Source organism: Paracoccus benzoatiresistens, assembly GCF_026913015.1.
Classification (GTDB): Bacteria; Pseudomonadota; Alphaproteobacteria; order Rhodobacterales; family Rhodobacteraceae; genus Paracoccus; species Paracoccus benzoatiresistens.
Genome location: NZ_JAPTYD010000008.1, coordinates 36,362 through 61,591 on the forward strand (window position 1 = coordinate 36,362; position 25,230 = coordinate 61,591).

Here is a 25,230-nt window from a genome sequence, read left to right on the forward strand (position 1 = left end):
CAGCCGAAACGCGCGGAAAAGGCGGCGGATGGGGCAGGGCGGGCCATATCCGGCCGCATTGCCTGCGCGCCCGCAAATACGGTTGAATCATCGGGCTTTGACGCTTATTTTCCGTTCATTCCGATTTGGCCATCCAAGGAGCATCGCCATAGCCCGTCGACCGCATAACGCACCGCCCACCCGCGACACCGGACCCCGCGTGAACGAACGCATCCGCGTGTCCGAAATCCGCCTGATCGGCGCTGACGGAGAGAATGTCGGCGTCGTGCCGCCCTCGGTCGGGCTGCAGATGGCGCAGGACGCCGGGCTGGATCTGGTCGAAATCTCGCCCAACGCGACCCCGCCCGTGTGCAAGGTCATGGACCTCGGCAAGTTCAAGTACGAACAGCAGAAACGCGAAGCCGAGGCCCGCAAGAAGCAGAAGATCATCGAAATCAAGGAAATCAAGTTCCGTCCCGGGACCGATACCCATGATTACGACGTGAAGATGCGTTCCGTCATGAAATTCCTGGGCGAGGGCGACAAGGTCAAGGTCACCCTGCGCTTCCGCGGCCGCGAGATGGCCCACCAGGATCTGGGCCTGGAACTGCTGAACCGCGTCAAGGACGACGTGGGCGAGGCGGGCAAGATCGAATCCATGCCCAAGCTGGAAGGCCGGCAGATGGTCATGATGATCGCGCCGAAATAGGCCGCCTGACCTGACAAAAAGGGCCGCGCCGGCACGTGCCGCGCGGCCTTTTTTGTTACGGGCGGCCAGCCATCAGGCGCTGGCGGATCACTGCCTGGTCATCGCGGATCATGCCGGGGATCAGGAACAGGTCGATGACCGCCCAGACCGTGACAAGGGCGATCGGGATCCAGCCGATCAGGATCGGCGCCGTCAACCAGCCGATGCCCCACAGGACCAGCATCACGATGCCGCTGGCCCACCGGCCCAGATACATGCGGTGGACGCCGCATCCCCACAGCAGGATCGCCAGAAGATAGGCGACCAGTTGCGATTTCGATTCGTTCGCCACGCGCTGTTCGATCAGCAGTTGTTGCTGGACATTGTCCGCCAAAGGTCTCTCCCTCCCGGGCGATTATCCGCCCCATGAATAGATAGGAAGCGCCGGGTGGCGCGCAAGGATCACTCGACCCGCTGAAAACGCTCGAACCTCAGGCCGATGGGGCGGATCGGGCCGGCAGTGCCGTTGTTGCGGCTGACATCGAGGACGCCCAGGTGATAGCGGCCCGGCTCCAGCAGGACCGGCCCAAGGCGCGCATCCGTGCCGCCGTCCACGTCGTCATTCTCGGCCTCCAGCGCGCCCGAGGCGGCGAACAGCACCAGCCGCGGATCGGAGCCCGCAAAGGACCCATAGCCCCTGATGATCAGCACTGTCGGCTGGTCCAGGTCCAGGGCCATCCACTGCGCGGTCCCGTCATGCAGGATCACGCTCTGTTTCTGCGACGGGTCGATCTGCTGGACGGGATAGCTTCCGTCGGCGGGCGGGCTGAGTTCGCCCTTGCGATAGGCATTGCGCAGGAAGTTCTCGGGTTCCAGCCTTTCGGCGCTGATGGTCAGTTGGCCCGGCTGCCTCGTCAGGGCGGCGGCGCCGATGCAGTATTCGCCAGGGGTCAAGGCCGAGAGGAAATCCAGCCGCGCGTTCAGCCCATCGGCATCGTCGCTTTCTGCGATCAGCATGCCCTGGGCGTCGAACAGCTTCAGATAGGAATCCAGCGTCGGGCTGGAGGCGCGCAGCGTCAACGGTACAGTCTGCGGCAAGGTAAAGCGGTAATAGCCAACCTCCGTGCCCTCTTGCGTCGCGCTGACCGGCCCCTGGGCCAATTGCCCGTCGAGCGCACCCTCGGCCAGCAGGGCGGCCGGAGTATCGGGCGTGCAGGCCGCAATCTGGTTGCTGCCGGTGCTTTCCTCGTTCTCCTCCAGCAGCACCGCCTGTTCGGGGCGCGAGACCTGCACGGTGGCGGTCATGTTGCTGTCGCCGACCGAACGGACCGCGATGCAATAGGCGCCGGGCCCTACCGAGACATCCAGGCGGGGATTCAGCGAACCGGGCGAATCGTCGTTCTCCGCGATCATGTCGCCGTCTTCCGTCATCAGCGAGACGGCAGGATCGCCGCTGTCCGTGCTGGCTTCGATGCGCAGGGCCTGGCTTCCCGCGGTGCTGCGAAAGGCCAGAACGGACGGCTGCCCGCCGGTGACCTGCACGCGGGCCGAAAGTGGGGCTTCGGCGGACGTGATGTCCTGCCCGGCCTCGTCCTCGGCCAGCCACTTGACCTGTGTTGCACCGCAGAACTGGGGCGTTTCCTGCGCCAGGGCGGGCAGGCCAAATGCTGATGGGACGGTCAGGCAGGCAAGGACGGAAAGGCGATGGAACACGGAAGACCTCTGGCGGCGGGTGCCGGATTTCGGGCGGACCGTGGCATTTCCATGGGCGATAAACAATAGTTAGCCGCTGAAAGACACTCCGCTTGCCGGCAAAATCGGGCTTGACGCTTGACCATCGCGTCCCGGAACGGTTCAAGGCAGGCAAACGCCACAAGCGCGAACCGGAAAGCTGCGTCATGAAGTTCACCTTCTCCTGGCTCAAAGAGCATCTCGACACGACCGCCACCCTTGACCAGATCACCGAGGCGCTGACCGACCTTGGCCTGGAGGTTGAGGAGGTCCGCGACCCCGCCGCCAAGCTGAAAACCTTCACCCTGGCCCGCGTGCTGCATGCCGAACAGCATCCCGATGCGGACCGGCTGCGCGTCTGCCGCGTGCTGACCGACGAGGGCGAGAAGCAGATCGTCTGCGGCGCGCCGAACGCGCGCGAGGGGATCACCGTGGTGCTGGCAAAGCCCGGCGACTACGTGCCCGGCATCGACGTGACCCTGGGCGTGGGCAAGATCCGCGGCGTCGAGAGCCACGGGATGATGGCTTCTGAACGCGAGCTGGAACTGTCGGACGAACATAACGGCATCATCGAGCTGCCCTCGGGCGAGGTCGGCGAGCGTTTCGTGGACTGGCTGGCCGCCAATACGCCCGAGAAGGTGGATCCGATGATCCACATCAAGATCACCCCCAACCGGCCCGATGCGCTTGGCGTCCATGGCATCGCGCGCGATCTGGCGGCCCGCGGCCTAGGGACGTTGAAGCCGGTGGCCGATACGGTCGTGACCGGCCGTTTCCCCAGTCCTGTCACCGTCGCCACCGATCCGGCCATCGCGGACAAGGCGCCCTATTTCGCGGGCCGCGTGATCCGGGGCGTCAGGAACGGCCCTTCGCCGGAATGGCTTCAGCAGCGCCTGCGTGCCATCGGGTTGCGCCCTATCAACACGCTGGTCGATGTCACGAACCTGTTCACGTATGACTTGAATCGTCCGCTGCATGTCTTTGACATTGAAAAGGTTTCCGGAGACCTGCATGTCCGCCCGGCTGCCGCTGGCGAGGAGATCCTGGCGCTTGACGGCAAGACCTATGCGCTGCCCGAAGGCGCGATGGTGATTGCCGACGACAATGGTCCCGAAAGCATCGCGGGCATCATGGGGGGCGAACATTCCGGCTGCTCGGATGACACCACCGACGTGTTCCTGGAAAGTGCCTATTGGGATCCGATCGCCATTGCCGCGACCGGCCGCGCGCTGAAGATCAACAGCGACGCCCGTTATCGCTTCGAACGCGGCGTCGATCCCGCCTTCACCCGCCCGGGGCTGGAGCTTGCGACGCAGATGATCCTGGATCTCTGTGGCGGCGAACCCTCGGAGGTGGTCGAGGCCGGCGCCGTTCCCGGCACCGCCCGCGCGTACCCTCTGGACACGGCCCGCACCGCCCGCCTGGTCGGCCTGGACATTCCGGCGGATGTGCAGCGGGCAACGCTGACCGCGCTTGGCTTCCGGATGGAGGGCGACATGGCGCATGTTCCCTCCTGGCGCCCTGACATCCTGGGAGAGGCGGACCTGGTCGAGGAAATTGCCCGCATCGCCAGCCTCACCAAGCTGCAGGGCCAGCCCCTGCCGCGCCCGCGTCCCGGCGTGCCGAAGCCCGTGCTGACGCCCCTGCAGGTCCGCGAGAAGGCCGCGCGGCGGCAGGCGGCGGCGCTTGGCTACAACGAATGCGTGACCTACAGCTTCATCGACGGCGCCTCGGCCGGGTTGTTCGGCGGCGGCGCAGATGCCGTTCAGGTCGAAAACCCGATCAGCAGCGAGATGACGCATCTGCGCCCCGACCTGCTGCCGGGCCTTCTGGCCGCCGCAGCCCGCAACCAGGCGCGCGGCTTTGCTGACCTGGCTCTGTTCGAACTGGGGCCGGTCTTTGCAGGCGGCGAGCCGGGCGAGCAGGCCACCCAGATCACCGGCCTGATGATCGGCAATACTGCGCCCCGCGATCCCTTCGGCAGTCGCCGCAAGGTCGATCTCTATGACGCCCGGGCGGATGCCGAGGCCGTGCTGGCCGCCATCGGCGCGCCCGCCAAGGTTCAGATCAATCGCAAGCTGGACCCCTGGTGGCATCCGGGCCGCGCGGGCAACATCGCCCTTGGCCCCAACGTGCTGGCGACCTTCGGCGAGTTGCATCCACGCATCCTGCGCGCGCTCGACGTGAAGGGTCCGGCGGTAGCATTCACCGTCAGGATCGCCAACGTGCCCTTCCCCAAGGCGCGCAGCGCGACCCGCCCGGCGCTTGTCATGTCGGAACTGCAGGCCGTCGAGCGCGACTTCGCCTTCGTGGTTGATCCGCAGGTCGAGGCGCTGACCCTGGTCAATGTCGCCGCGGGGGCCGACAAGGCGCTGATCGACAGCGTGACGGTCTTCGACCAGTTCGCAGGGCTCGAGGGCGGCAAGAAGTCGATCGCCATCACCGCCCGCCTTCAACCGCGCGACAAGACCCTGACGGACGCGGAAATCGAGGCCGTCAGCCAGAAGATCATCGAAAAGGTGCAGAAGGCGACCGGCGGCACCCTGCGCACCTGATCTTCTTCACCCAAATATCCTCGGGGCTTTCGAGCGTCCGGAAAAAGGTCCAGTGGATCTTTTTCAGCGAGGAAGAGCCCGGTAGGCCCGAGCGGGGGGCGAAGCGCCCCCGGCCTTCGCGGGACGCAAATCAACCCCGCCGCATTTCGGCAACCACGAACAGCCGCAGCGCCGTTGCCAGCCCGACCTCGGGCGGGCGGGCGTGATCGATCTGGCCGATCAGTTGCGCCCGCGTGACGCCGCGCGCCTTCGCGGCATCGGCAATGCCGCGCCAGAAGGCATCCTCCAGCGACACCGAGGTGCGATGCCCGTCAATCGTCACCGACCGCTTCATCGGCGGGGTCATGGGCGGCAGGTCAATCACCCTGTTCGCCATCCTCGCGGCGATGCGCCTCATGCGCCCGGGCGGCGCGGTCGGCTTCCGCCTCGCGCGCCTGGCGCAAAGGCTTCGCCTCGCCGAACTTCGCGGCATTTGCATCGCCCACCGTGCGCTTCGCATCGCGGTCGCGCTGCTTGCGGGCCTGCCGCAGGTTGATGATCTTTGTCATTTGGATCCCATGAAAAAGCCGGGGAGCGGTCATTCTACCGCGCCCCGGCCCGATCGGGTCAAGCGGCGATCAGCCCTTGGGGCTGATCATGTCCTCGGGGCGGACCACCCGGTCGAAGGTCTCGCCATCCACGAAGCCCAGGGCGATGGCTTCCTCGCGCAGGGTGGTGCCGTTCTTGTGCGCGGTCTTGGCAACCTTGGTGGCGTTGTCATAGCCGATGGTCGGCGCCAGGGCCGTCACCAGCATCAGCGATTCCTTCATCAGCTTGTCGATCCGCGCGACATTGGCCTGCGTGCCCACGACCATGTTGTCGGTGAACGATCCAGCCGCATCGCCCAGAAGCTGCATCGACTGGATGACGTTGTAGGACATCATCGGGTTATAAACGTTCAGCTCGAAATGCCCTTGGCTGCCCGCAAAGCCGATAGCGGCGTCATTGCCCATGACATGGGCGCAGACCATGGTCAGCGCCTCGGCCTGGGTCGGATTGACCTTGCCCGGCATGATGGACGATCCAGGCTCGTTTTCCGGCAGGATCAGTTCGCCCAGACCCGAACGGGGGCCCGAGCCCAGCAGGCGCATGTCGTTGGCAATCTTGAACAAGGATGCCGCAATCGTCTTCAGCGCGCCCGAGAAGAAGACCATCGCGTCATGCGCCGCCAGGGCCTCGAACTTGTTCGGCGCGGTCACGAAAGGCAGGTCGGTGATCTTCGCGATCTCTGCCGCGATTGCCTTGTCCCAGCCTTTCTTGGTGTTCAGCCCGGTGCCGACGGCGGTGCCGCCCTGCGCCAGTTCATAGATGTCGGTCAGCGCCAGCTTCACCCGCTCGATGCCCTTCTGGACCTGATGGGCATAGCCGCCGAATTCCTGGCCCAGCGTCAGGGGCGTCGCATCCTGCGTGTGCGTGCGGCCGATCTTGATGATGTCCTTGAATTCCTCGGACTTCGCGACCAGGGCGTCGTGCAGCTTTTCAAGACCGGGGATCAGCGTGTCGCGGGCGACCATGCCGATGGCGACATGCATCGCGGTCGGGAAGGTGTCGTTCGACGACTGGCCCATGTTCACGTGGTCGTTCGGATGAACCGGCTTCTTCGAACCCAGTTCGCCGCCCAGGATCTCGATGGCGCGGTTCGAGATCACCTCGTTGGCATTCATGTTCGACTGCGTGCCGGAACCGGTCTGCCAGACGACCAGCGGGAAGTTGTCATCAAACTTGCCCTCGAAGACCTCGGTCGCGGCCTGCTCCATCGCCTTGCCGATGGCCGGGTCCAGATCGCCATTGGCCTGGTTCACGCGTGCCGCCGCCAGCTTGATCGCCCCAAGCGCGCGGATGATCGCCACCGGCTGGCGTTCCCAGCCGATGGGAAAGTTCTGGATCGATCGCTGCGTCTGCGCGCCCCAGTATTTGCTGGCATCAACCTCAAGCGGGCCAAAGCTGTCGGTTTCGGTGCGGGTCTTGGTCATCGGAAGGCTCCCTCGCGGTTTGGCGCGGTTCTAGCCGCCGCGAGGCCGATAGGCAATCGGTATGCAACAGTATGCCGGGATCAGGCAAACAGCATGCCGTCCAGTTCGTTCCCCTGCTCATCGACGGGGTGGCACCAGACGCGGAAGTTGGTCAGGGCATGGGGGCCGAAGCTGTTGATCAGCGGCACGTCGGCCGCGTCCAGACCGCGCGCCACCACCACGCGGCCGATGCGGCGCTGGTTGTTGCGGGGATCAAAGGTCCACCACTTGCCGCCCAGGAACACCTCGATCCAAGCCGCGAAGTCCATGGGCGCGGCGGCGGCGGGCACGCCGATATCGCCGACATAGCCGTTGACATAGCGCGCCGGGATGTTCAGCGCGCGCAGATAGGCCAGTGTCAGATGCGCGAAGTCGCGGCAGACGGCCACGCCATCGCTGCGGGCGCTGGCCGCGGTGCGGAACTGCGATGCCAGCTTGTAGTCGAAGACCATGCTGCCGTTCACGTGATCGACGATATGCTGGACCCGGTTCCAGCCCGGCGCGACATTGCCGAACAACGCCCAGGCCTCGTCGCTGACCAGATCCGTCTCGACATAGCGGGATGCGGTCAGAAAGCCCAGAACCTCGGGGGGCAGGGCCTCGACTGGCCATTCGGCGGCATTGAAGTCGGCCTCGTCGCGCGCGCCGGGGTCGTTGAGGGTGATGTCGCTGAAAATCGTGAAAGTGCCCGCCGGCGCCACCATGCGCCGGCAGATATTGCCAAAACGATCGACATAGTTCTGGACCGGGACATGGGGCGTCGTCCTGAAATCTTCGGGAAAGACATAGTCCCGGTGGCGCGCCGCCTCTGGGGTCGTCAGACTGATCAGCGGCGTGTCCTGCGACACCTGAATCGTCATCTCGTGCCCGATCCGGATACGCATCACGCGACCGTCGCGTCCATGGTGACCTCGGCGTTCAGCAGTTTGGAAATCGGGCAGCCCGCCTTGGCCTTCTGCGCCAGTTCCTCGATCCGCGCCTTGTCGCCATCGCCCGAGATGCGGGTGACCAGATGCGCCTTGGTGACCGAGAAGCCCTCGCCGTCCTTTTCCAGCGTGATCTTCGAGGTGGTCTCGATCGAGATGTTGCCGATGCCCGCCCCGGACATTTCGTTGGACAGGGCCATGCTGAAGCAGGCGGCATGGGCCGCGCCGATCAGTTCCTCGGGATTGGTGCCGGGCTCATCGCCGAAGCGCTTGTTGAAGCCGTAGGGCAGGCCGTTCAGTGCGCCCGACTGGGTCGATACCGTGCCCGTGCCATCCTTCAGCCCGCCTTGCCATGCGGCCGATCCGCTGCGTGTGAACATGCCTGGTCCTCCATGCGTTCATGCTTTCGCATGTCGAACGCAGCGGCAAGGCTTCGGTTCAGACATGGGGCAAATATCAGCGGTTCGGCAGCAGCCGCTGATGTTCGGCGATGGCAAAGCGGTCGGTCATGCCTGCGACGTAATCAAGGACGACACGGGCGCATTGCGTCTCGTCCCCTGCAGCCCTGGCGACCTGGCACCAATGGTCGGGCATCTGCGACGGGTCGTGCAGGAACAGCGGGAACAGGTCGTTCAGCATCGCGGTGACATTGCTGCGCTCCACCACGACCGAGGGCGCGCGATACATGCGCGTGAACAGAAAGGACTTGATCGCCTTGATGTTCTGGTAAAGCGGCTTTGAAAAGCGGATGATCGGCCCCTCCATGTCGCGGATTTCCTGCGCCGACTGCGGCTGCAGCCCGGCAAGCCGGTTCTGGGCGACGGCGATCACGTCTTCCACCATGACGCCAAAGACGCGGCGCAAGGCCTCGTATCGGCGGCGGGTGGGATCCAGGCCCGGATAAAGGCGGTCCACCTCGGCGAAGGCGGGGCCCACGACGGGCAGTTCGGCCAGTTCGTCCTCGGTGAACAGCTCAGCGCGCAGGCCGTCATGCAGGTCGTGGTGGTTGTAGGCCACGTCGTCGGCCACGGCCGCCACCTGAGCTTCGGCGCTGGCATTGGTGTGCAGTTCCAGATCCCAGGTGGCATTCACCTCGGCCAGGGCATAGGGCAGGGGGCCGGTGACGGGACCGTTATGCTTGGCAATGCCTTCCAGCGCCTCCCATGTCAGGTTCAGCCCGTCGAAATCGGCATAGTGCCGCTCCAGCCGGGTCACGATCCGCAGGGCCTGCGCATTGTGGTCGAACCCGCCATAAGGCTGCATCAGCGCGGCAAGCGCATCCTCTCCGGTATGGCCGAAGGGGGGATGGCCCAGGTCATGGGCCAGGGCAACGGTTTCGGCCAGGTCGGTGTTCAGGCCAAGCGCCCCGGCGATCGTGCGGGCGACCTGCGCGACCTCGATCGTGTGGGTCAGGCGGGTGCGGAAGTAGTCGCCGCGATAGGCCTCGCCGTCATGCTCGACAAAGACCTGGGTCTTGTGCTTCAGCCGGCGGAAGGCGCTGGAATGGATGATGCGGTCGCGGTCGCGCTGCCAGGGGCTGCGGAAGGTGGACATCCGTTCCGAATGCAGCCGCCCACGGCTGGCATCGGGATGGCAGGCATAGGGCGCGGTCACGGTGGCGAAGCCTTCCTTGCAACAGGTGCTGTGGACCCTATATTTAGGGCCTGCCGACGAAAACGGGAACGCCCCATGAACCTGCCGCCGAAAGTCACAGAACGCGCCTTTGCCCGTCTGGCCGAGATCAACGATTCGGGCGAGGTTCGCCCGCTGCGCGTGGCCGTCGCAGGCGGCGGCTGTTCCGGCTTTCAATATGACATCCGCCTGGACCAGGCCGAGGCGGACGACCTGGTGCTGGAAGGCGCAGGCCAGAAGGTGGTGGTTGACCCCGTCTCGCTGCCCTACCTGGCCGGGGCAACCATCGACTTTGCCGACGAGCTGATCGGGGCGCGCTTCGTCATCGACAACCCGAATGCCTCCTCAAGCTGCGGCTGCGGCACCTCCTTCTCCGTCTAGGGGCAGACCTGGCTGCGGGTGTCCACCTGGATGTCCAAGTCGCGCAGGCCGGGCGCGGGCAAGCGGTTGGTGTTTACCTCGGGTTCTTCGTCCTGCTCGATATCCAACTTGCGCAGGCCTGACGTCGTCAGGCGTTTGATGGCTGTCTCGCGTTCCTCGTCCAAGTGGATAATCTCGCTTGTCACGTACAGGTCCTGACACTGATCCAGGGGCCCGGTCGACGCTATCTGCATCCGCCCCTCGTGTTCAGCAAGCCGGACGATATAGCCGTGCCTGCGCGCGACGCCGGAGCCGAAGGTCATCGGTTCGTCCACGCCGGTCCATTCGGTATCCGGGCCGAACAGGGTGTCGCCGCCTTGCCATTCCCGGCCATGGGCAAAGCGGACATGCCAGCTGCCGGGCGGCACGAGCAGGCGGAAGAAGGTGCCGCCGTGGATATAGCCCGCCATCACCGGGTCGCCCCCGTCGGGCGGGACCAGGAAGACCACGTAATCCTGCCCCGGTTCAGTCCCGACAACCAGTGGCAGGGTCGCCGGCAAGCCGCTGCGGTTCCACATCAGGCCCGCGCGCGGCCGGTCCTGGGCCCAGGCCGGCAAGGCCAGGGCGATCACCAGCAGCAGGGCAAGCAGGTGGCGCATGGGACCATGGTAGCGGCCCGTCCCCCGGTTGCCAATCGCCGCGAGGTCGCTAATGATGCCGGCCATGAAGATCGCGACATTCAACATCAACGGCGTCAAGGCCCGCATCCAGGCCCTGACGGACTGGCTGGCCGGATCGGCGGCCGATCTGGTCGTCCTGCAGGAAATCAAGTCCGTGGACGAGGCCTTCCCCCGGTCCCATTTCGAGGATCTGGGCTGGACGGTCGAAACCCACGGGCAAAAGGGCTTCAACGGCGTGGCGATCCTGTCCCGGCTGCCGCTTGAGGACGTGACCCGGGGCCTTCCCGGCGACGATGCCGACGAACAGGCCCGCTATATCGAGGCGACGGTGGTGGGCGCCACGGCCGTGCGCATCGCCGGGCTGTATCTGCCCAACGGCAACCCCGCGCCGGGCCCGAAATACGACTACAAGCTGGCCTGGATGGAGCGCCTGCGCCAGCGTGGCGAGGAACTGCTCGCCAGCGAAATGCCGGTGGTGATGCTGGGCGATTTCAACATCATCCCCGAACCGCGCGATGCCGCGCGGCCGCAGGCCTGGACCGAGGACGCCTTGTTCCTGCCCGAAAGCCGCGCGGCCTTCCGGCGGATCGTCAACCAGGGCTGGACCGATGCGGTTCGTATCCGCGATCCATGGTCGTCACGCGGCCCGTTCACCTTCTGGGACTATCAGGCGGGTTCCTGGAGCAGGGACGACGGCATCCGCATCGACCACCTGCTGCTGTCGCCGCAGGCCGCCGACCTGCTGGTCGAAACCGGCATCGACAAGGAAGCCCGCGCGGCCGAGAAGCCCAGCGACCATGTTCCCGTCTGGGTGCGGCTGGCGGCCTAGAGGACCAGCACGCCCGAATGCTTGGCCTTGTGTTCGGGTTCGACATGAATGGTGATCTGCGCGTCATCCAGCCGCCGCTTCAGCGCCGCCTCGATCCGATCGCAGATCACATGGGCCTCGGCCACCGAGGTATCGCCGTCCACGACCAGATGAAAGTCGATGAATGTCATGCTGCCGGCATGGCGGGTGCGCAGGTCATGGGCCTCGATCGCGCCCTCCGCCTGGTCCGAGATGGTGCTGCGGATCGCATGCAACATGTCGTCCGACACGGCTTCGTCCATCAGCCCGCCCAGCGAGGCCGTCATGACCTTCCAGCCGGACCACAGGATGTTGACCGCGACCACCGCCGCCAGGATCGGGTCAAGGATCGCGTGACCCGTGACGATGGCCAGCAGCACGCCCACGATCACCCCGGCCGATGTGACGACATCCGACAACAGGTGCTTCCCGTCGGCAACCAGCGCCGGGGACCTCAGCCTGCGACCCTGGTTCAGCAGCACCCAGCACCATCCCGCATTGATCGCGCTGGCGGCGACGTTGATCAGCAGGCCCTCCATCGGCGCATCCAGCGGGCGGGGCGCCATGATGCCCTGGAAGGCTTCTTCCAGGATCAGCAGGGCGGCCACGATGATCATCACGCCTTCCAGCACGGCGCTGAGGAATTCGGCCTTGTGATGGCCATAAGGGTGGCTCTGGTCCGCCGGGCGCTGCGCGATGCGGATGGCGATCAGTGCGGCAAGGGCCGTGGCGACGTTGACCGTGCTCTCCAGGGCGTCCGACAGCAGAGCGACAGACCCGGTCACCCGCCAGGCCAGGGTCTTGAGCCCAAGCACCACGATCCCGACAATGATGCTGCCCAGGGCAATCTTCAGGGTGCGGTTCATTGCGACGTTCCTTCGATCCTGCCCTCCCGTCGCGGTGCATCTGGCAGGTTATCGGTCCAGTTGCAACTGGAAAGGGGAATGGACGCTGGCTGCAGGCTCGGCTATCGGCACCACGCATGCAGGCCATCGCCGTCTATATCCTTGCCGCATTGGCCGAAATCTCCGGCTGCTTCGCCTTCTGGGCATGGTTCCGGCTGGGCCGATCCGCCCTGTGGCTGGCCCCCGGCGTGGCGTCCCTGGCGCTTTTTGCCTGGCTCCTGTCGCTCAGCCCCGCAGATCAGGCGGGCCGCGCCCATGCGGCCTATGGCGGCGTCTATATCGCCGCCTCGCTTGTGTGGCTGTGGCTTGCCGAGGGGCGCCGCCCTGACCCTTGGGATCTGCTAGGCGCCACCATCTGCCTGGCGGGTCAGCGGTCCCCGTCGTCGGGGTATTCGTCGTCATCCCCAAAGCGGGCGTCGTCGGCATATTCGTCCTCGCCCTCGTTGACGTACTTGCCGCTGAGCGCGATGGAATGGTTGTCATGGGTAGGGTCCATGACCACGTCCGAGGGGATCTCTCCGGCCAGCCATTCGCGCACTTCCTCGCGGATCTCGGACGGCTCCTGACCGGTCGCCTCGGCCAGGTAGGCCACGAAGGCGCGCTGGTCACCATCGATCTCGTCCAGGTCCACCTCGTCAACCTCGGGCCATTTTTCCACGATGGCTTCGTAGAAGGCGGCCCAGTTCTGTTGCACGTGCTGCCATTTCATCAGTATCCGCCTCCCATTGAGGACTGTGCCCAAGTTGCCATGCCGGTGATATCCTCGCCGACGCCTGCCATTGTATTGCATCCAGCCAGCATCATGCAGGCCAGAGCCAAGCCTATCACTGCTCTCATTCCTCTGCCTCCTGCCACCACAGCTCGGGCATGAAGCCCGGCCAATCTCCGTAGAGTGGCATTGTTTGGGCAGGATATCGCAGGTCCGCGGCATGAGCCAGCCGCGAGACCGGCGAGAACCCCACCGGTACGACATAACGCCCGGCGGTCAGGATTCGATCCAAGGCTCGGACAGCGGCGGTGAAATCGGCGGCGTTTTGCGAGTTCACCATCGCCGCGATCACCGATTCGACGGCCGGGCTCTTCATGCCCATCCAGTTGCGGCTGCCCGGCTGGTCCGCTGCGGCGGACCCCCAGTACAGCAACTGCTCGGTGCCCGGCGACAGCGACAGGGCGCGTTCATACCAGGTCACGTCGAACTGGAATTCGTTGGTCCGCTGAACGAACTGCGCCGAATCCAGCAAGGTGATGCGCGGCCGCATTCCCAGGTTCCGCAGCGCCTGGACATAGATGTCCGCAATCTGCTGCGTCTCGGATGCAGTCCGCATGGCGGTGCCGGATTGATTCAGCAGGATCTCGAAGGCGAAGGGCCGGCCCTGGGCGTTCTGCAGGACGCCGTCGCGGACCGTCCAGCCCGCTTCCTCCAGCAGCTTGATGGCACGGCGCAGCCCTGCGCGATCCAGCGCCCGGTCCGATCCCTCGGGGAGCGCATAGCCTTCGATCGTACCGGGCGGCAGGTCGGCGGCAAAGGGCTGCAGCAGTTCGGCCTCGCGCCCGGCTGCCGGACCGGGCTGCATCGCCAGATCCGAATTCGCGAAATAGGAGGTGATGCGCCGGTCCTTGCCGCCATTCAGCGTCGCGTTGATGAAGCGGAAGTTGAAGGCCTCGATCATCGCCTGCCGGACGCGCCAGTCCGCAAACAGCGGATTGCGGGTGTTCATTACCAGCCCCATGATCCCCGACGGGCGGCCATGGGGGATCTCGGCCTTCAGGGCATCTCCGCGCTGCATCAGGGGAAAATCGTACTCCTGTTCCCACTTCAGCGCGGACAACTCTCGCCAGACCGTGACCTCGCCTGCCTTGAACGCCTCGAACATGGCATTGGCATCGCCGAAATAGTCATAGCGGATGGTGGCCAGGTTGTTGCGCCCCTGGTTCACCGGCAGATCCTTGCCCCAGTAATCAGGGTTCCGCCGGAAGGTGATGGACCGGCCCGGATCCACGCGGTCAACCACGTAGGGACCCGATCCGACCGGCGCTTCCAGGCTGGAGGACGCGAAATCCTTCCCCTCCCATTGCGCCTTCTTCAGGACCGGACGCAGTCCCATCAGCATGGGCAGTTCGCGGTCGGCTTCCGTGAAGGTGATCCGCAGCCCGAGTTCGCCCGTCTGTTCGATCTTCGCAACTTTGGACCAGGCTGCCTGGTAACGCGGATGCCCCTGCGTTCCGAGCGTCTGATAGGACCAGATCACATCCTCGACAGTGACCGGGCTGCCGTCGGAAAAGTGGGCTTCGGGGCGCAGGGTGAATTCGACCCATGAACGGTCCGGAGCCGTCTCGACCGACTGGGCCAGAAGACCGTAAAGGGTGAAGGGCTCGTCAAGGCTGCGATACATCAGCGTCTCGGCCACATGGATGCCGACGCCCCATGCTGCATTGCCTTTCAGCACCCAAGGGTTCAGAGAGTCGAATCCCCCAGGTTCCGCCAAACGAATCACTCCGCCCTGCGGCGCGTCGGGATTCACATAAGGAAGGGCCGTGAATCCCTCGGATAGCGCCGGTTCGCCATACATGGCAAGGGCGTGCGCGGCTTCGGCAGGACCTGAAAGCGGCATAGATGCAACACCTGAAAAAGCCCCAAAAATCAGGCACAAGGCGCGCAGAGTCGCGGAATTGTTAAGGTTTCTTAAGATTTTCATCGCCCGAGTGCCCGTTTTTATTCTTTTCGATACAAATTCAACTGACTCGACCGAAGATCGTCAATGGCAGGTGAGACTTATTCGTTGGACTCTGGCAGGCTTTGGCGTATAAATAGCTTACTGCTCGATAGGTTTCTTGCCTGTATGAAACCTGCCTCATGACTAGCGCCCGCCTTGTGCGGGCGTTTTTTTTTGCCCATGCTGCACCTGCAAAGACGGGTTCTGGTCCGGTTCGGCCGGATACAGGCAGCAGCGTGGGGGTGCGATGTTCAAAAGATTTCTGAGCGGTAAGACAGCAATCGTGACCGGTTCTAACTCCGGCATCGGGCTGGGGGTGGCGCGTCAACTGGCCAAGGCAGGCGCCGATCTGGTCCTGAACAGCTTCACCGACCGTCCCGAGGACCATCAGATTGCCCAGAATCTGGCTGAGGAACATGGCGTAACTGTCCGGTATATAAAGGCAGATATGTCGAAGGCCGACGAATGCCGCGACTTGGTCCGGCAGGCTGGCCGCTGCGACATCCTGGTCAACAATGCGGGCATCCAGCATGTAGCGCCCATCCCCGACTTCCCGGTCGAAAAGTGGGATGCGATCATCGCGATCAACCTGACCTCGGCCTTCCACACCACCGCTGCGGCACTGCCCATGATGCGCGAGGCAGGTTGGGGACGGATCGTCAACATCGCCTCGGCCCATGGCCTGACTGCCAGCGCCTTCAAATCGGCCTATGTCGCGGCCAAGCACGGGCTTGTCGGCTTTACCAAAGTGACGGCGCTCGAGACGGCGAGGGAATCGATTACCTGCAACGCCATTTGCCCCGGCTATGTCCTGACCCCTCTGGTCGAGGCGCAGATCCCCGACACGATGAAGGAATACAACATGACGCGCGAGGAGGTGATCCGGAACGTCATGCTGGAACGCCAGCCCTCCAAGGAATTCGCGACGGTCGAGCAGATGGGCGACACGGCCGTCTTCCTGTGCAGCGATGCGGCAGCGCAGATCACCGGCACCGCGATCAGCGTGGATGGGGGCTGGACGGCCCTGTAAGCCACGAACGCCGCTCGTCGGGGCCGGACATCGATCAGGCCAGCGCGTCCTTGACGGCGCGCGGGTCCCAGTCGGACAGGCTCTTCGCCGCATCCTGGCCCGGCCGAACTGCAGTTCCTTTTGATAAAGCCGCATAGGGGTCAGGTGCAGGCCTCGCAGAAGCGGCGGATGCGGGACACGGCGTCGGTCAGTTGTTCGTCACTGGTGGCATAGGAAATGCGGAAATGCGGGGAAAGGCCGAAGGCCGCGCCAAGGACTACGGCCACGCCCGTCTCCTCCAGCAGAGCGTTGGCGAAGGCTTCGTCATCCGCGATGACGGTCCCCGCGGCCGAGGTCCTGCCGATCAGATCCCTGATCGAGGGATAGACATAGAAGGCCCCCTGCGGGACCGGGCATTCGATGCCGGGGCAGGCGTTCAGCCCGGCCACCACCAGATCGCGCCGGCGCTGGAAGACGTCGCGGCTTTCGGCGATGTAGTCCTGCGGCCCGGTCAGCGCCGCCTCGGCCGCATATTGGCTGATCGAGCAGGGGTTCGAGGTGGATTGCGACTGCAGCTTGGCCATCGCCTTGATCAGCGGTTCAGGCGCGGCTCCATAGCCGATGCGCCAGCCGGTCATGGCATAGGCCTTGCTGACGCCGTTCATCGTCAGCGTGCGGTCCTTCAGGCGGGGTTCGATTTGCGCAGGCGTCACGAACTCGAACCCGTCGAAGACCAGGTGCTCATAGATGTCGTCGGACAGGATCCAGACCTGCGGGTGGCGCAGCAGCACATCGGTCAGCGCCTGCATCGCCGCGCGATCATACCCCGCACCCGAAGGGTTCGACGGCGAATTCAGGATCAGCCACTTGGTCCGCGGCGTGATCGCAGCCTCCAGCGCCTCGGGCGTCAGGCGGAAGCCCTGGTCCAGGCTGCATTCGACAATGACAGGCCTGCCGCCCGCCAGCAGCACCATGTCGGGATAGCTGACCCAGTAGGGCGCCGGGATGATCACCTCGTCACCTTCGTTCAGCGTCGCCAGCAGCGCATTGAACAGGATCTGCTTGCCGCCCGTGCCCACGGTGATCTGGGACGGTGCATAATCCAGCCCGTTTTCCCGCGCGAACTTGTCGCGAATGGCTTGCTTCAACGAAGGCGTGCCGTCCACGGCCGTATAGCGCGTATGGCCCGCATCGATGGCGGCTTTCGCGGAATCGCGGATATGGAGCGGCGTGTCGAAATCAGGCTCGCCTGCCGACAGGCCGATGATGTCGCGGCCCTCGGCACGCAGGCTGGCGGCACGGGTTGTCATCGCAATGGTGGGCGAGGGCTTGATGCGGGACAGGCGGTCGGACAGAAAACCCATGAACGGCCTCGACGGTTTGAACGGACTTGCCGCATGGCTTATGCTGCCCGGGCCGAGACGACAAGCGCGGCATGCGCGCCTTTGGAAGGACAACAGAATGACCGAAACCGCCGAGACTCGCCTGCGCCGTCTGAAGATGCGCAGCTGGCGCAGGGGCATGAAGGAAATGGACCTGATCCTGGGCCATTTCGCCGATGGTCCCTTGTCCGACCTGTCGCCCAAGGATCTGGACGCCTATGAGGCCGTGCTGACCGAGAACGATCAGGACCTGTATCTGTGGGTCACTGCCCGCGTGAATGGTGGCGACAATCGCGGTCCGGCAGAGATCTCGGCAATTCTGGACAGGATCGCCGGTCATGCGGCGGAACGTCTCAAGCCCGTTCGCTAAATTTTTCTGCAGTATCTCACGGAAGTTGAGTTGCATTAACTGTAGATTTGATTTTTGCGGCAATGATGGAGTCATGACGAACAAATCAGGACCGCGAGACGCCATGATTTCACCCGCGCCGCGCGATATGCGCCCCCAAGCCGACGTTCAGGCCCTGCCTGATCTGGCGGACACGACCGAGGCTTATCTTGAAACCCTCCAGCTTCTGGAGCGGTTGCACCGGCTGATGCTGGATCTGGTCAAGGATGAATTCGAACGCCTCGGTCAGCACGACCTGACCCCGGTGCAGGCGATGATCCTGTACAACCTCGGCGGGGCCGAGGTGTCGGCGGGCGAGTTGCGGTCCCGCGGCATGTATCAGGGGTCGAATGTCAGCTATAACCTGAAGAAGCTGGTGACGATGGGCTATGTCCACCACGAGCGCAGCGATCTGGACCGCCGCTCGGTCAGGGTAAAGCTGACGGACGAGGGGCAGGCCATCCGCGACATGGTTCACCGACTGTTTCTGCGCCATGCCGAGGGGCTGGCCATGTCGGGCGTGCTGGAAGACCCGCCCCTGGATCAGGTGAACATGCAAAGCCGCCGGATCGAGCGGTTCTGGCTGGAACAGATCCGCTATATCTACTGACCGGCGGCGGCGGGCTTACCAGTGGCCAGTGTTCTCCATGTTGGCCCAGGGTTCGGCCGGGGGCAGGTGGTCGCCTTCTTGCAGCAGCTCGATCGAGACGTTGTCGGGGCTGCGCACGAAGGCCATGTGCCCGTCGCGGGGGGGCCGGTTGATGGTGACACCCGCGTCCATCAGCTTCTGGCACATCTCATAGATGTTGCCGACGCGATAGGCCAGGTGGCCGAAATGACGGCTGTCCGACGGCAGGCCTTCATCCCCGTCCCAGTTGTGGGTCAACTCGACGGGGCATTCCGGCTGGCCCGGCGGGGCCATAAAGACCAGCGTAAAGCGGCCCTTGTCGTTGTCGATGCGGCGTGTTTCCTCCAGCCCCAGAAGCTTGAAGAAGGCCATGGTCTTGTCCAGATCCTTCACCCGGACCATCGTGTGCAGATAGCGGATATTCATGGGCGTCTCCTTGTCTTGCCGCGGGTTACAAGCAGCTTGGCACGCCGCGTGCCGGGGTGCAAACCGGCTAGCGACAGCGCAGGTATTCGAACAGTACGCAGGCGGGATCTGCGGACCGCAGGGGGACCGAGCCGAGGCAGTGCCATTCGCTCCGGTCGAAGGCCGGAAAGAACGCATCCGCTTCTGCCACGTCCAGATCGACCTCGGTCAGAAGCAGCCGATCCGCCACCGGCAGCAGGGCGCGATAGATGCCGGCACCACCGATGCCATAGACGCGCCGGTAGCCTGCCTGATGTGCATGATCGACAGCCGCGTCGGGGGAGGGAAGGACCTGTTCGGCAACGTGCGGGTCGGACGACACCACAAGGTTAAGGCGGTTCTTCAGCGGCCTGACCGGCAGGCTTTCCCATGTCCGGCGGCCCATGACCACGGCGCCGCCCGTGGTTTCGCGCTGGAAGAAGGCCAGATCCTCGGGCGCGCGCCAAGGAATGTCGTTGTCCTTGCCGATGGCGCCATTGCGGTCGTGGGCAGCGATCAGGGTCAGCATGGGCTACACCGCCACCGGGGCCTTGATGGCCGGATCGGGGTCATAGTTCACGATCTCGAAATCCTCGAAACGAAAGTCGAAGATGGATTCGACCTGCCGCCGCAGGCGCAACTGGGGCAGGGACTTCGGGGTCCGCGCAAGCTGCGTCCGCACCTGATCCAGGTGGTTGCTGTAGATATGCGCATCGCCGATGGAGTGGACGAAATCCCCCGGCTCGTATCCCGTTACATGCGCCAGCATGACCTGCAGCAGCGCATAGGAGGCGATGTTGAACGGCACCCCCAGGAACATGTCGGCAGACCGCTGGTAAAGCTGCAGGTGCAGCTTGCCCGACAGGATCCGCACCTGCCACAGCGTATGGCAGGGCGGCAGCGCCATCTGGGGCACATCGCCGGGGTTCCAGGCCGAGACGATCAGGCGGCGCGAGTCGGGTGTCCTGCGGATCGCCTCGACCAGACCGGCGATCTGATCGACATGATCCGCAAAGAACAGCGGCCGCCCGTCGGCATCTAGCCCGCTTGGCACCAGCTTGGGAAAGTGGCGCCATTGGCGGCCATAGACCGGACCCAGATCGCCATTCTCATCCGCCCATTCGTCCCAGATCGAGACGCCGTTCTTCTGCAGATAGCGGATGTTCGTATCGCCCGACAGAAACCACAAAAGCTCGTGGATGATCGATTTCAGGTGCAGCTTCTTGGTCGTCACCAGCGGAAAACCGTCCGCCAGCGGATAGCGGCATTGCAGCCCGAAATACGAGATCGTGCCGGTGCCGGTCCGGTCCGAGCTTTCGTGACCCTGGTCCAGCACGGTCCGCAATGCTTCGTGATACTGCCGCATGTCAGACGTCCAGTTCTTCCGCGAAGCGCGCATTCTCCTGGATGTATTCGAAGCGCAACTCGGGCTTCTTGCCCATCAGGCGTTCGACCAGATCGCCGGTCTCGCCGCCTTCTTCATCGTCGATGCTGACCCGAATCAGCTTGCGCGTCCTGGGGTTCATCGTGGTGTCCTTCAGGTCCTTGGCGTCCATCTCGCCAAGGCCCTTGAATCGCTGCACGTCGATCTTTCCCTTGCCACCCAATCCCTTGGCCAGCATCCGCTCCTTTTCGGCATCATCCGCGACATAGATGCGATGCGCCCCCTGCGTCAGCCGGTAAAGCGGCGGGCAGGCGAGATACAAGTGCCCCTTGTCGATCATCGGCCGCATCTGCGTGAAGAAGAAGGTCATCAGCAGCGAGGCGATATGGGCGCCGTCCACGTCGGCGTCGGTCATGATGATGACCTTGTCATAGCGCAGGTCATCGACGTTGAACTTGGATCCGATGCCAACGCCAAGCGCCTGGCAAAGATCGTTGATTTCCTGGTTGGCCCCCATCTTCGACGATGCCGCGCCCAGCACGTTCAGGATCTTGCCCCGCAGCGGCAGCAACGCCTGGTTGGTCCGGTCCCGCGCCATCTTGGCGCTGCCGCCCGCGCTGTCGCCCTCGACGATGAACAGTTCGGTGCCCTCGCGGCTGGTGGCGCTGCAATCGACCAGCTTGCCCGGCAGGCGCAGCTTCTTGGTGGCCGACTTGCGGGCGGTTTCCTTTTCCTGCCTGCGCCGCAGGCGTTCCTCGGCCCGCAACACCAGGAAATCGAGGATCGCGCCCGCCGATTTGGTATCCGCCGCCAGCCAGGTGTCGAAATGATCGCGAACGGCGTTTTCGACCAGGCGCGCGGCCTCGGTCGTGGCCAGGCGGTCCTTGGTCTGGCCCACGAATTCCGGCTCGCGGATGAAGCAGCTGACCAAGGCGCAGCCGCCGGTCAGCAGATCCTCGCGCGTGATCTGGGCGGCCTTCTTGTTGTTGACCCGCTCGCCATAGGCGCGCACGCCTTTCAGGATTGCGGACCAGAAGCCGGCCTCGTGGGTGCCGCCCTCGGGGGTGGGGACGGTGTTGCAGTACGACTGGATGAAGCCGTCACGCGCGGGCGTCCAGTTGATCGCCCAATCGACCTTGCCCGGCGCATTGAAGCGGCGGAAGTCGACGCTGCCCGCAAAGGGGCGGTCGGCATAAGTGCTGGCGCCGGTCAGCGTCTCGGCCAGGTAGTCCGCCAGGCCGCCGGGGAAATGAAAGGTAGCCTCGCGCGGTGTCTCGCCGTCATCGATCTCGGACTTCCAGCGAATTTCGACGCCGCTGAACAGATAGGCCTTGGATTTGACCATCTTCAGCAACCGCGCGGGCTTGAAACGGTGATGGCCGAAAATATCCTCGTCCGCGTGGAAGGTCACCGTCGTGCCGCGCCGGTTGGGGGCGGCGCCGATCTTCGCCACCGGGCCTTGCGGGATCCCGCGCGAGAAGCGCTGCTCGAACAGTTCCCGGTTGCGGGCAACCTGCACGACCATGCTGTCCGACAGCGCGTTCACGACGGATGCGCCCACCCCGTGCAAGCCGCCCGAGGTCTGGTAGGCATCGCCCGAGAACTTGCCCCCCGCATGCAGGGTGCACAGGATCACCTCAAGCGCGGACTTTCCCGGGAACTTGGGGTGCGGGTCGATGGGGATGCCGCGTCCGTTGTCGCGGATGGTGACGCTGTAATCGGCCAGAAGCTCGATCTCGATGCGGCTGGCATGGCCTGCCACCGCCTCGTCCATCGAGTTGTCGAGGATCTCGGCAACCAGGTGATGCAGCGCGCGTTCGTCGGTGCCGCCGATATACATGCCGGGGCGCTTGCGCACGGGCTCCAGCCCCTCCAGCACCTCGATCGAGGCGGCGGAATAGCTGTCGGTCGCGTCAACGGCGGAAAGAAGGTCGTCGGCCATCTGTATCTGCTCTTGTTCTTCGGTCGGCTGGCCGGACTATCTCACGCGAGCAGGCTCAAGGCCAGACCCGCGCTTGCCGCGCAGCCCCTGGGAAGGGTCGCCATCGTCCATCATGCCATCGGCGAAACGGTTATCGACGGGAGCCCGGCATTACGATCTAAGGGCTTACTCCGGTTCCGCCAACCGCTCCTGCCACATTTTCCGGAAGCCGGGACGGGCCTGGCAGGTTTCCAGCCAAGCCATTGTCGCGGGAAACTGGCTCATCAAATCGCCATAGCTCTGGGCGTAACGCAGGATCTCGGCCAGGTTGATGTCAGCCACAGTGAAGCGGCCCCCGACCAGGTGCTTGTGCGTTGAAAGATAATCCTCGACCACTTTCAGGGGGCGGACCAGGCGCTCGGCCGCGTTGGCGACGATGGCCTGGTCCTCGCCCGATTGCAGGCGCGAGCGGGCGTGCAGGAACAGGATGGTCAGCGCGTCTGGCTCGATGCTGGTCGCGGCATAGAAGCTCCACTGCATCATCTGCGCATCCTCGGCCAGATCGGCTGGGCCGACGTCGCCGCCATACTTGCGCGCCAGATACAGGGTCGCGGCCAGGGATTCCGACAGGACCAAGCCGTCATCCTCGATCACGGGGATCGCTCCTGCAGGCGAGAGAGCCAGGAAGGCGGGAGAATGCGTGTTCAGCGGCGCATCCGGCGCATCGGGGTCGGCCAGCCGATAGGCCTGGATGACCGGGATCTGCCGGAACTCCAGCCCGATCTCGTGGCACAGCCAGATGATGCGCGAGGCGCGCGAACGGGTGACGCCGTGGATGGTCAGCATGGGGCACTCCTTCTGTCGGGCGCAGGTTAGCCGCGCAGCAAAGGATCCGAAAGCATCAAGCCCATTGCATTTGATGCAGGTCAAGGAATCGCACGCGCCCCCGGTCTAGACCGGCAGTCGCGAAACAGGAGCGATTCTTCACATGTCCAGCCCAGAGTTGGACCCCCCGAGCCTTTATGCGGCGCGCGAGCCGATTTTCCCGAAGCGGGTCAAGGGGCGGTTCAGAAACCTCAAGTGGGTCGTCATGGCAGTGGCCTTGGCGATCTATTATGTCATGCCGTGGATCCGCTGGGACCGGGGGCCTTCGATGCCCGACCAGGCGGTCCTGGTCGATCTTGCCAACCGCCGGTTCTTCTTCTTCTGGATCGAGATCTGGCCGCACGAATTCTATTTCGTGGCGGGCCTTCTTGTCATGGCGGGTCTTGGCCTGTTCCTGTTCACCTCGGCCCTGGGACGGGTGTGGTGCGGCTATGCCTGCCCGCAGACGGTCTGGACCGACCTGTTCATTCTGGTCGAACGCTGGATCGAAGGTGACCGCAATGCCCGAATCCGCCTGCAGCGCCAGAAATGGGACGCGCAGAAGATCAGGTTACGGGCCGCGAAATGGACGGTCTGGCTGATCATCGCGCTGCTGACCGGCGGGGCGTGGATCTTCTATTTCACCGATGCACCGACACTGCTGCGCAACCTGCTGGCGGGCCAGGCCCATCCGGTCGCCTATACAACCATGGCGATCCTGACGGCGACGACCTTCGTCTTCGGCGGCTTCGCGCGGGAACAGATCTGCATCTATGCCTGCCCCTGGCCGCGAATTCAGGCCGCGATGATGGACGAGGACACCCTGACCGTCGCCTATCGCGAATGGCGGGGCGAGCCGCGCGGCAAGAGTAATGTCCGCCACCGCAGCCCGGCCGTGGCCGAAGCAGCCGAGGCAACCAGCCACGCGGCAGGGCCGGTCGCAGGCGGGAAGTATCCGCCCGTCCCCTATCCCGGCGTGCCCACGGGCGTTGGCGGGCCGATCCCCGCCAATTCCGCTGGCGACTGCATCGACTGCATGGCCTGCGTGAACGTCTGTCCCATGGGCATCGACATCCGCAACGGCCAACAGATGGAATGCATCACCTGCGCGCTGTGCATCGATGCCTGCGACGAGATCATGGACAAGATCGGCAAGCCGCGCGGGCTGATCGACTACATGGCGCTGAAGGACGAGACCGCCGAACGCGCCGGAGCCGCGCCCAAGCCCGTCTGGAAGCATGTCCTGCGCCCGCGCACGCTGCTTTATTTCACGCTTTGGGCCGGAATCGGCATGGCGCTGATCGTGGCCCTGTTCATCCGCTCGCCGCTGGAGCTGAACGTCTCGCCGGTGCGCAACCCGCTGTTCGTCACCATGTCGGACGGAGCGATCCGCAACACCTACGAAGTGCGGCTGCGCAACAAGCAGCACGAAACCCGCGCCTTCAGCTTCGATGTGGAAGGGGCCGATGAGCTGGTTGTCGCCATCGAAGGCGCGCCCTCGGGCGTGGTAGATGTGCCGGCGGACGAGACGCTGAGCCGCAGGCTGTATGTGACGGCCCCTGCGGGGTCGCCGCTCGCATTGGCCGAAACGACCTCGCTGGACTTGGTCGTCCAGGACGAAACTGACGGAACTACCGCAACCGTCGCCACGGTTTTCCACGGAAAGGGCGAATGACATGGCAAGGGAACTGACGGGCCGCCACGTCCTGATCATCACGCTGGCCGCTTTCGGCGTCATCATCGCCGTCAATGTCGTCATGGCGGTCCTCGCCGTGGGCAGCTTTCCAGGGCTGGAGGTGAAGAACAGCTATGTCGCCTCGCAGCAGTTCGACCGGGAACGGCAGGCGCAGCAGGGCCTTGGCTGGACAGCCAGGGCCAGCCATGACGGGGGGGAACTGGCCATCCAGATCCTGGACAGGCATGGCAGGCATCCGATCCTCCGCGACTTCTCGGCCACCATCGGGCGGCCGACGCACAAGCGCGCGGACGTGACGCCGGATTTCCACGTCGCGGGCGGCGTTTACCGCGCCCCCCTGGATCTGGAGCCGGGAAACTGGAACATCCATGTCCAGGCGGTGGCCGAGGATGGCACGCAATTCCGCCAGCGGCTGGACCATCATGCCGGGGCAAAGGTGAAGTAAT

At 64.5% G+C, this 25,230-nt stretch carries 27 protein-coding genes and 1 pseudogene; 10 read left to right on the forward strand and 18 right to left on the reverse strand.

Annotated features, from left to right (window positions below):
- Positions 1–199 precede the first annotated feature (199 nt).
- Positions 200–688, forward strand: a complete 489-nt coding sequence (gene infC / locus OU682_RS08195) for a translation initiation factor IF-3 (RefSeq protein ID WP_268941583.1) — start codon at positions 200–202, stop codon at positions 686–688.
- A gap of 55 nt (positions 689–743) precedes the next feature.
- Here the strand turns inward: infC and OU682_RS08200 are convergent, their stop codons facing one another.
- Together OU682_RS08200 and OU682_RS08205 are read right to left on the reverse strand one after the other, a co-directional pair.
- Positions 744–1,061: a TM2 domain-containing protein gene (locus OU682_RS08200; RefSeq protein WP_268941584.1), complete on the reverse strand. Its 318-nt coding sequence runs from the start codon at positions 1,059–1,061 to the stop codon at positions 744–746.
- Between the two features lie 68 nt (positions 1,062–1,129).
- Positions 1,130–2,380 (reverse strand): PPC domain-containing protein, encoded by a 1,251-nt coding sequence (locus OU682_RS08205; protein ID WP_268941585.1) that lies wholly within the window; start codon positions 2,378–2,380, stop codon positions 1,130–1,132.
- Positions 2,381–2,565: 185 nt separating this feature from the next.
- Here OU682_RS08205 and pheT point away from each other — a divergent pair, with 185 nt between their 5' ends.
- Positions 2,566–4,953, forward strand: coding sequence for a phenylalanine--tRNA ligase subunit beta (gene pheT, locus OU682_RS08210; protein WP_268941586.1), 2,388 nt, complete (start codon positions 2,566–2,568; stop codon positions 4,951–4,953).
- A 130-nt stretch (positions 4,954–5,083) separates the two neighbouring features.
- Here pheT and OU682_RS08215 read toward each other — a convergent pair whose 3' ends face one another.
- The 6 genes from OU682_RS08215 to OU682_RS08240 all read right to left on the reverse strand — a co-directional run bounded on the left by OU682_RS08215 (position 5,084) and on the right by OU682_RS08240 (position 9,544).
- Positions 5,084–5,299, reverse strand: coding sequence for a ribbon-helix-helix domain-containing protein (locus OU682_RS08215; protein ID WP_371832223.1), 216 nt, complete (start codon positions 5,297–5,299; stop codon positions 5,084–5,086).
- A 10-nt stretch (positions 5,300–5,309) separates the two neighbouring features.
- Positions 5,310–5,501 carry a DUF4169 family protein gene (locus OU682_RS08220; RefSeq protein ID WP_268941588.1) on the reverse strand — a complete coding sequence of 64 codons (192 nt, stop codon included), beginning with the start codon at positions 5,499–5,501 and terminating at the stop codon, positions 5,310–5,312.
- A gap of 69 nt (positions 5,502–5,570) precedes the next feature.
- Entirely contained in the window at positions 5,571–6,965 is a 1,395-nt protein-coding gene (gene fumC, locus OU682_RS08225; RefSeq protein WP_268941589.1) for a class II fumarate hydratase, read from the reverse strand.
- Positions 6,966–7,045: 80 nt separating this feature from the next.
- Positions 7,046–7,888, reverse strand: a complete 843-nt coding sequence (locus tag OU682_RS08230) for a transglutaminase-like domain-containing protein (protein WP_268941590.1) — start codon at positions 7,886–7,888, stop codon at positions 7,046–7,048.
- Positions 7,888–8,310, reverse strand: a complete 423-nt coding sequence (locus OU682_RS08235; protein ID WP_268941591.1) for an OsmC family protein — start codon at positions 8,308–8,310, stop codon at positions 7,888–7,890. Before OU682_RS08235 ends, OU682_RS08230 begins: the two co-directional genes overlap by 1 nt.
- A gap of 76 nt (positions 8,311–8,386) precedes the next feature.
- On the reverse strand, positions 8,387–9,544 hold the full coding sequence (locus tag OU682_RS08240) for a deoxyguanosinetriphosphate triphosphohydrolase (protein WP_268941592.1): 1,158 nt from the start codon (positions 9,542–9,544) through the stop codon (positions 8,387–8,389).
- Positions 9,545–9,619: 75 nt separating this feature from the next.
- Between OU682_RS08240 and OU682_RS08245 the strand changes: the two genes are divergently transcribed.
- Positions 9,620–9,943 carry a HesB/IscA family protein gene (locus OU682_RS08245; RefSeq protein ID WP_268941593.1) on the forward strand — a complete coding sequence of 108 codons (324 nt, stop codon included), beginning with the start codon at positions 9,620–9,622 and terminating at the stop codon, positions 9,941–9,943.
- Here OU682_RS08245 and OU682_RS08250 read toward each other — a convergent pair.
- Entirely contained in the window at positions 9,940–10,647 is a 708-nt protein-coding gene (locus OU682_RS08250; protein WP_268941594.1) for a hypothetical protein, read from the reverse strand. The genes OU682_RS08245 and OU682_RS08250 overlap by 4 nt on opposite strands.
- Between OU682_RS08250 and xth the strand changes: the two genes are divergently transcribed.
- Positions 10,646–11,431 carry an exodeoxyribonuclease III gene (gene xth / locus OU682_RS08255; protein WP_268941595.1) on the forward strand — a complete coding sequence of 262 codons (786 nt, stop codon included), beginning with the start codon at positions 10,646–10,648 and terminating at the stop codon, positions 11,429–11,431. The genes OU682_RS08250 and xth overlap by 2 nt on opposite strands.
- Here the strand turns inward: xth and OU682_RS08260 are convergent.
- A complete protein-coding gene (locus tag OU682_RS08260) occupies positions 11,428–12,315 on the reverse strand; it encodes a cation diffusion facilitator family transporter (protein WP_268941596.1) in 888 nt (295 codons plus the stop codon). The two genes, xth and OU682_RS08260, sit on opposite strands and share 4 nt — an antisense overlap.
- A gap of 116 nt (positions 12,316–12,431) precedes the next feature.
- Between OU682_RS08260 and OU682_RS08265 the strand changes: the two are divergent.
- Positions 12,432–12,722 (forward strand): annotated as a pseudogene (locus tag OU682_RS08265) (YnfA family protein); the annotation flags it as partial.
- Here the strand turns inward: OU682_RS08265 and OU682_RS08270 are convergent.
- Positions 12,722–13,063 (reverse strand): hypothetical protein, encoded by a 342-nt coding sequence (locus tag OU682_RS08270; protein ID WP_268941598.1) that lies wholly within the window; start codon positions 13,061–13,063, stop codon positions 12,722–12,724. The pseudogene OU682_RS08265 and the gene OU682_RS08270 overlap by 1 nt on opposite strands.
- Before the next feature lie 124 nt (positions 13,064–13,187).
- The gene (locus OU682_RS08275; protein WP_268941600.1) at positions 13,188–14,966 is read right to left on the reverse strand and encodes an extracellular solute-binding protein; all 1,779 of its coding nucleotides are present in this window, start codon (positions 14,964–14,966) and stop codon (positions 13,188–13,190) included.
- A 349-nt stretch (positions 14,967–15,315) separates the two neighbouring features.
- On the opposite strand from OU682_RS08275, the gene OU682_RS08280 reads away from it, so the two are divergent.
- Positions 15,316–16,098 carry a 3-hydroxybutyrate dehydrogenase gene (locus OU682_RS08280; RefSeq protein ID WP_268941601.1) on the forward strand — a complete coding sequence of 261 codons (783 nt, stop codon included), beginning with the start codon at positions 15,316–15,318 and terminating at the stop codon, positions 16,096–16,098.
- A 140-nt stretch (positions 16,099–16,238) separates the two neighbouring features.
- Here the strand turns inward: OU682_RS08280 and OU682_RS08285 are convergent, their stop codons facing one another.
- A complete protein-coding gene (locus OU682_RS08285) occupies positions 16,239–17,441 on the reverse strand; it encodes a pyridoxal phosphate-dependent aminotransferase (RefSeq protein WP_268941602.1) in 1,203 nt (400 codons plus the stop codon).
- A 97-nt stretch (positions 17,442–17,538) separates the two neighbouring features.
- Here OU682_RS08285 and OU682_RS08290 point away from each other — a divergent pair, with 97 nt between their 5' ends.
- Both OU682_RS08290 and OU682_RS08295 read left to right on the forward strand, forming a co-directional pair.
- A complete protein-coding gene (locus OU682_RS08290) occupies positions 17,539–17,829 on the forward strand; it encodes an FAD assembly factor SdhE (RefSeq protein ID WP_268941603.1) in 291 nt (96 codons plus the stop codon).
- A gap of 127 nt (positions 17,830–17,956) precedes the next feature.
- On the forward strand, positions 17,957–18,457 hold the full coding sequence (locus OU682_RS08295; protein ID WP_268941696.1) for a MarR family winged helix-turn-helix transcriptional regulator: 501 nt from the start codon (positions 17,957–17,959) through the stop codon (positions 18,455–18,457).
- A gap of 15 nt (positions 18,458–18,472) precedes the next feature.
- Here OU682_RS08295 and OU682_RS08300 read toward each other — a convergent pair whose 3' ends face one another.
- From OU682_RS08300 to OU682_RS08320, 5 genes are all read right to left on the reverse strand, one after another.
- Positions 18,473–18,901, reverse strand: a complete 429-nt coding sequence (locus OU682_RS08300) for a VOC family protein (RefSeq protein WP_268941604.1) — start codon at positions 18,899–18,901, stop codon at positions 18,473–18,475.
- 67 nt (positions 18,902–18,968) lie between these two features.
- Positions 18,969–19,448 carry a dihydrofolate reductase gene (locus OU682_RS08305; RefSeq protein ID WP_268941605.1) on the reverse strand — a complete coding sequence of 160 codons (480 nt, stop codon included), beginning with the start codon at positions 19,446–19,448 and terminating at the stop codon, positions 18,969–18,971.
- Positions 19,449–19,451: 3 nt separating this feature from the next.
- Positions 19,452–20,285, reverse strand: coding sequence for a thymidylate synthase (locus OU682_RS08310; RefSeq protein WP_268941606.1), 834 nt, complete (start codon positions 20,283–20,285; stop codon positions 19,452–19,454).
- A gap of 1 nt (position 20,286) precedes the next feature.
- Positions 20,287–22,245, reverse strand: coding sequence for a DNA topoisomerase IV subunit B (parE, locus tag OU682_RS08315; protein ID WP_268941607.1), 1,959 nt, complete (start codon positions 22,243–22,245; stop codon positions 20,287–20,289).
- A 165-nt stretch (positions 22,246–22,410) separates the two neighbouring features.
- Complete coding sequence (locus OU682_RS08320) at positions 22,411–23,070, reverse strand: glutathione S-transferase family protein (RefSeq protein ID WP_268941608.1); 660 nt, start codon at positions 23,068–23,070, stop codon at positions 22,411–22,413.
- 142 nt (positions 23,071–23,212) lie between these two features.
- On the opposite strand from OU682_RS08320, the gene ccoG reads away from it, so the two are divergent.
- Positions 23,213–24,763 (forward strand): cytochrome c oxidase accessory protein CcoG, encoded by a 1,551-nt coding sequence (gene ccoG / locus OU682_RS08325; RefSeq protein ID WP_268941610.1) that lies wholly within the window; start codon positions 23,213–23,215, stop codon positions 24,761–24,763.
- Between the two features lies 1 nt (position 24,764).
- Positions 24,765–25,229, forward strand: coding sequence for a FixH family protein (locus OU682_RS08330; protein WP_268941611.1), 465 nt, complete (start codon positions 24,765–24,767; stop codon positions 25,227–25,229).
- The last annotated feature ends 1 nt before the right edge of the window (position 25,230 follow it).

Coding starts and splice junctions, on each gene's coding strand:
- fumC (WP_268941589.1), bottom strand. CDS start 6,965: ATGACCAAGACCCGCACCGAAACCGACAGCTTTGGCCCGCTTGAGGTT.
- OU682_RS08215 (WP_371832223.1), bottom strand. CDS start 5,299: ATGACCCCGCCGATGAAGCGGTCGGTGACGATTGACGGGCATCGCACC.
- parE (WP_268941607.1), bottom strand. CDS start 22,245: ATGGCCGACGACCTTCTTTCCGCCGTTGACGCGACCGACAGCTATTCC.
- OU682_RS08305 (WP_268941605.1), bottom strand. CDS start 19,448: ATGCTGACCCTGATCGCTGCCCACGACCGCAATGGCGCCATCGGCAAG.
- OU682_RS08295 (WP_268941696.1), top strand. CDS start 17,957: ATGCGCCCCCAAGCCGACGTTCAGGCCCTGCCTGATCTGGCGGACACG.
- OU682_RS08270 (WP_268941598.1), bottom strand. CDS start 13,063: ATGAAATGGCAGCACGTGCAACAGAACTGGGCCGCCTTCTACGAAGCC.
- OU682_RS08320 (WP_268941608.1), bottom strand. CDS start 23,070: ATGCTGACCATCCACGGCGTCACCCGTTCGCGCGCCTCGCGCATCATC.
- OU682_RS08285 (WP_268941602.1), bottom strand. CDS start 17,441: ATGGGTTTTCTGTCCGACCGCCTGTCCCGCATCAAGCCCTCGCCCACC.
- OU682_RS08330 (WP_268941611.1), top strand. CDS start 24,765: ATGGCAAGGGAACTGACGGGCCGCCACGTCCTGATCATCACGCTGGCC.
- OU682_RS08250 (WP_268941594.1), bottom strand. CDS start 10,647: ATGGCCGGCATCATTAGCGACCTCGCGGCGATTGGCAACCGGGGGACG.
- OU682_RS08235 (WP_268941591.1), bottom strand. CDS start 8,310: ATGTTCACACGCAGCGGATCGGCCGCATGGCAAGGCGGGCTGAAGGAT.
- OU682_RS08220 (WP_268941588.1), bottom strand. CDS start 5,501: ATGACAAAGATCATCAACCTGCGGCAGGCCCGCAAGCAGCGCGACCGC.
- ccoG (WP_268941610.1), top strand. CDS start 23,213: ATGTCCAGCCCAGAGTTGGACCCCCCGAGCCTTTATGCGGCGCGCGAG.
- OU682_RS08260 (WP_268941596.1), bottom strand. CDS start 12,315: ATGAACCGCACCCTGAAGATTGCCCTGGGCAGCATCATTGTCGGGATC.
- OU682_RS08310 (WP_268941606.1), bottom strand. CDS start 20,285: ATGCGGCAGTATCACGAAGCATTGCGGACCGTGCTGGACCAGGGTCAC.
- OU682_RS08280 (WP_268941601.1), top strand. CDS start 15,316: ATGTTCAAAAGATTTCTGAGCGGTAAGACAGCAATCGTGACCGGTTCT.
- OU682_RS08300 (WP_268941604.1), bottom strand. CDS start 18,901: ATGAATATCCGCTATCTGCACACGATGGTCCGGGTGAAGGATCTGGAC.
- OU682_RS08245 (WP_268941593.1), top strand. CDS start 9,620: ATGAACCTGCCGCCGAAAGTCACAGAACGCGCCTTTGCCCGTCTGGCC.
- OU682_RS08290 (WP_268941603.1), top strand. CDS start 17,539: ATGACCGAAACCGCCGAGACTCGCCTGCGCCGTCTGAAGATGCGCAGC.
- xth (WP_268941595.1), top strand. CDS start 10,646: ATGAAGATCGCGACATTCAACATCAACGGCGTCAAGGCCCGCATCCAG.
- OU682_RS08230 (WP_268941590.1), bottom strand. CDS start 7,888: ATGCGTATCCGGATCGGGCACGAGATGACGATTCAGGTGTCGCAGGAC.
- pheT (WP_268941586.1), top strand. CDS start 2,566: ATGAAGTTCACCTTCTCCTGGCTCAAAGAGCATCTCGACACGACCGCC.
- OU682_RS08275 (WP_268941600.1), bottom strand. CDS start 14,966: ATGCCGCTTTCAGGTCCTGCCGAAGCCGCGCACGCCCTTGCCATGTAT.